Source organism: Streptomyces sp. SID9727 (assembly GCF_010550605.1).
GTDB lineage: Bacteria > Actinomycetota > Actinomycetes > Streptomycetales > Streptomycetaceae > Streptomyces.
Map to the genome: position 1 here is coordinate 1 of NZ_JAAGNI010000324.1, position 3,426 is coordinate 3,426.

3 protein-coding genes and 1 pseudogene are annotated in these 3,426 nt (G+C 73.0%); 2 read left to right on the plus strand and 2 right to left on the minus strand.

What is annotated here, in order from left to right; genetic code table 11:
* A partial coding sequence (locus G3I41_RS22155; RefSeq protein WP_164402155.1) for an ATP-binding protein occupies window positions 1-1,535 on the minus strand: 1,535 nt, incomplete at its 3' end.
* Window positions 1,536-1,572: 37 nt separating this feature from the next.
* Window positions 1,573-1,767: a hypothetical protein gene (locus tag G3I41_RS22160; protein ID WP_018103962.1), complete on the minus strand. Its 195-nt coding sequence runs from the start codon at window positions 1,765-1,767 to the stop codon at window positions 1,573-1,575.
* 245 nt (window positions 1,768-2,012) lie between these two features.
* Between G3I41_RS22160 and G3I41_RS22165 the strand changes: the two genes are divergently transcribed.
* Entirely contained in the window at window positions 2,013-2,405 is a 393-nt protein-coding gene (locus G3I41_RS22165) for an ankyrin repeat domain-containing protein (protein ID WP_164402156.1), read from the plus strand.
* Between the two features lie 234 nt (window positions 2,406-2,639).
* A pseudogene (locus G3I41_RS22170) lies at window positions 2,640-3,426 on the plus strand (HEAT repeat domain-containing protein); the annotation flags it as partial.

Consider the following 3,426-nt stretch of genomic DNA (forward strand, 5'->3'; position numbering starts at 1 on the left):
GGTGCCGGTTCCGGCGCTCCCGCCTCCACCGCCGTGCGCCGCTCCGGCAGCAGGCTCAGCACCGCCGCGCGCTGGGCCTCGCTGGTGGCGTCGTCGTACGGGTCGGGCGTGGCCGGGACCTGGATGCGCAGGACCGGTCCGGCGCCGAACCGGGCGTAGCCGCGGCCGGCCGGGGCGTCCGGCGGCGGGGTGGTGTGCGGCCCGGTGCCGAGCACCGCCTCGACCTGCTCCGCGGTGCAGTCGCCGAGCACCACCCGGGCCCTGGTGTGCGTCCGGACCGTCTCGCCCAGGCCGTCGAGGTGGTCGAACGCCTCGGCCAGCACCACGACGACATGGGCGGCCCGGCCGTGCCGCAGCGGGATCTGGAGCAGTTCCTGTGCGTCGGGCGAGCCGTCGCCGGCCGGCCGGGCGAGCGCGCTCGGCCGGTCCAGCAGGATCCAGAGCGGCCGCGTCAGGTCCTCGGGGACCGGGTCGCCGGCCTGCCGGGCGCGGTTCGCCTCGATCAGCCGGCGTTGCGTCTCGTTGGCCGCCCACTCCAGGGTGGAGAGCGCGCCGGCGGGCCCGCATTCGACGGCCAGGACGCCCTCGCGCCCGGTGAAGCAGGCGTACTCGCCGGTGCCGCTGCCCTCCACGATGAGGACGTCGCCCTGCTGGAGCGCCTGGAGGGCGATGGACCGCAGCAGGGTAGTGGTGCCACTGCCGGGCTGCCCGGCGACGAGCAGGTGCGGCTCGGTGGAGCGGGGGCCGGTGCGCCAGACGACGCCGGGCGCGTCCCGGGTGCCGTCGCCGTCGCTGACCGGGAGGGTGCGCCGTACGGCGTCCTCGTCCGTGAAGCCGAGGACGGTCTCCCCGGGGGCGGTGACGAAGCGCTGGGCGGTGAGCGAGGTCGGCAGGGCGTCGAGGACGCTCATCACGAGCCGGTTGCCCTCCTCGTCCCAGCTGAACCGGTACTCCCGGCCACGGCCCGACTTGGCGTGCAGCAGCTGTTCGATCCGGGCCCGGGACTCGGGCTCGCTGTCGGTGAAGTACGCGGGATAGGCGACCTGGAGGCGTGTGACGCGGCCGTCGCCGTCGAACTCGTAGCCGCTGAAGACCTTCTCCCACTCGCCGCCGTGACCGAACAGCGGGGCGGGGTCCTCGGCCGTCGAGAAGTACGGCACGAGCGCTTCGTACAGGGATCGCAGCCGCGCGGTCTCCGCCTCGTCCGGGCCGGTTCTGACGGGGGTGCGGCCGCGTCCCTTCCATGCGGCCGCGCCCATCACCGTGACGAGGGCCAGCAGCGGCCCGTACGGGATGAGCGCGACCACGAGTACGCAGGCCGCGACGAGGAACAGCGTGGGTCCACGCCGGTCCTTGGGCGTCGCGGCCCACCTCTGCCGTCCTGCGCCGGCCAGCAGCCGCAGACCGCGCGTGAGCGTGATCAGCGGATGGAGCACGTCGGTGGCGCTGTCGGCGGCCGTGCGCGCGAACTCTCGGCTGCGAGTGATCGAAGCGCCGCCGCTGCTCAGAATGCGGGGGAGTGGTCGCCTGGCCACGTCTGTCTCCTGAAGGGGTCGGTGCGGAGGCGGAGGGTCAGAACTTGATCCCGCCCAGGAGTCCGGCCAGGCTCGCTCCGCCCGCGGTGATGCTCGGTGCGATGGCGGTCCCGGCCAGGTAGAAGCCGAACAGGGCGGTGACGAGGGCGTGCGACGCCTTGAGGCCGTCCTTCCTGAAGAACAGGAAGACGATGATGCCGAGGATGACGACGCCGGACATGGAAAGGATCATGAGTGTGCTCCTGGTTGGAGGGGACGGTCACCATGAGTCCTTCCAGGCTCACCCCAAGTATCCATAAGATAAAAGGTGCAATCGGGTTAAAAGGGTGATTATTCACCCGAGCGGCGGAGGTGGAGCCCGGGCCTGATCATGTACCCGCACGGGCAGTACCCTGTCGGTTCACTCGCACGGCCCCCGCCGTGCACGTCCCGGCCGCCGGCGGCGGCCCGCGAACGTTCAAGGAAGGCGGTACCCCGATGAGCGAAGTCCCCGATCCCGAGGTCGTGGAGCTGGCCTCCAAGGTGTTCGACCTGGCGCGGGCCGGCGACGCCGACGCCCTCGCCGCCTACGTGGACGCCGGGGTGCCCGCCAACCTCACCAATGACCGGGGCGACTCGCTGCTGATGCTCGCCGCCTACCACGGGCACGCCCCCGCGGTCACCGCCCTCGCCGCCCGCGGCGCCGACCCGGGCCGGGCCAACGACCGGGGCCAGACCCCCCTCGCCGGAGCGGTCTTCAAGGGTGAGGAAACGGTGATCCGCGCCCTCCTCGACGCGGGTGCCGATCCGGCCGCCGGAACGCCCTCCGCGGTCGACACCGCACGCATGTTCGGCAAGGACGACCTGCTGGAACTCTTCGGAGCCCGTTGACCGGGTACGCCGTAAATGTGGTCGCGGTGGCGAAATGGCTGGGTCATCATGACGTCGCGGGCCCGATCCGGGCCAACCGACGAGAGGCAGAGGAAGATGCTCTACACCAGGCGGAAGACGGCGGTCGGCGAATCATGTTGCTGCGCGGCCTAGGGCTCGCCCCAGTGCTCGTCCCCGAGCACGTGGAACTGCACAGTCCCGGTTGTGTCGACAGCTTGATGTGAGGCTTCTTCCATGTTCGATCCGTTCATAGCGCCGAGCGGCACCCTGCTCGGCCTGCTCCAGAGAGGCCGTGGCGACGGCACGCTCCACGCGCTCGCCGCACCGCGCTCGGAGGCCCTGGCCGCGCTCCACCACTGCGTCCTGAGCGACCCGCGCCACGACTGGCAGGTGGAGAACCGCTCCCTGTACTACGCGCGCCTCTACCTCGACCTCGACGGCGGTGTCGAGGAGATCGAGCGGCACCTGACCGACCCCGAGGACCACCTCGACACCGAGGACTCGCGGACCGGCCTCGCCCTGTCCGTCCTCGGCCACCTCGCCTCCTACGGGCGGGGCGACGCCCTCGCCCTGCTGCGGCGCTATGCCGCGACCGGCTCCAACTGGGCCTGGGCCCTGGACGAGCTGGCCCTGCGCGACGACGACGCCGGACTCCGCTCCCTCGCCGAGCCCGTGCTCGCCCGCTTCCCCGACGACCCCGAGGGCCGAGCCGAGCTGGCCGCGACCGTCCGGGACGCCTACGAGCCCCGCCCCTGGCGCCTGTGGGCCGACGACCCGCGCGAGGCGGTCGGCGCCCGCGTCCGGGCCGCCTCCGAGCAGGGGTCCTTCGACCGCTGGCAGCGCCAGATGCGCCCCGGCGGCCCCCGGCCCGGCTGGAGCGTCCAGGCGGTCTTCGACTGGGCCCGGCAAGGACTGGAGCGCGGCAGCGTCCTCCACGTGCCCGCCGCCCGCTGCCTTGCCGCCGTCGCGGGCCCGGAGAACCGGGCCGAGATCGTCGAGGCCGCCCGCAGCGGACCCGACG

Coding starts and splice junctions, on each gene's coding strand:
- G3I41_RS22160 (WP_018103962.1), bottom strand. CDS start 1,767: ATGATCCTTTCCATGTCCGGCGTCGTCATCCTCGGCATCATCGTCTTC.
- G3I41_RS22165 (WP_164402156.1), top strand. CDS start 2,013: ATGAGCGAAGTCCCCGATCCCGAGGTCGTGGAGCTGGCCTCCAAGGTG.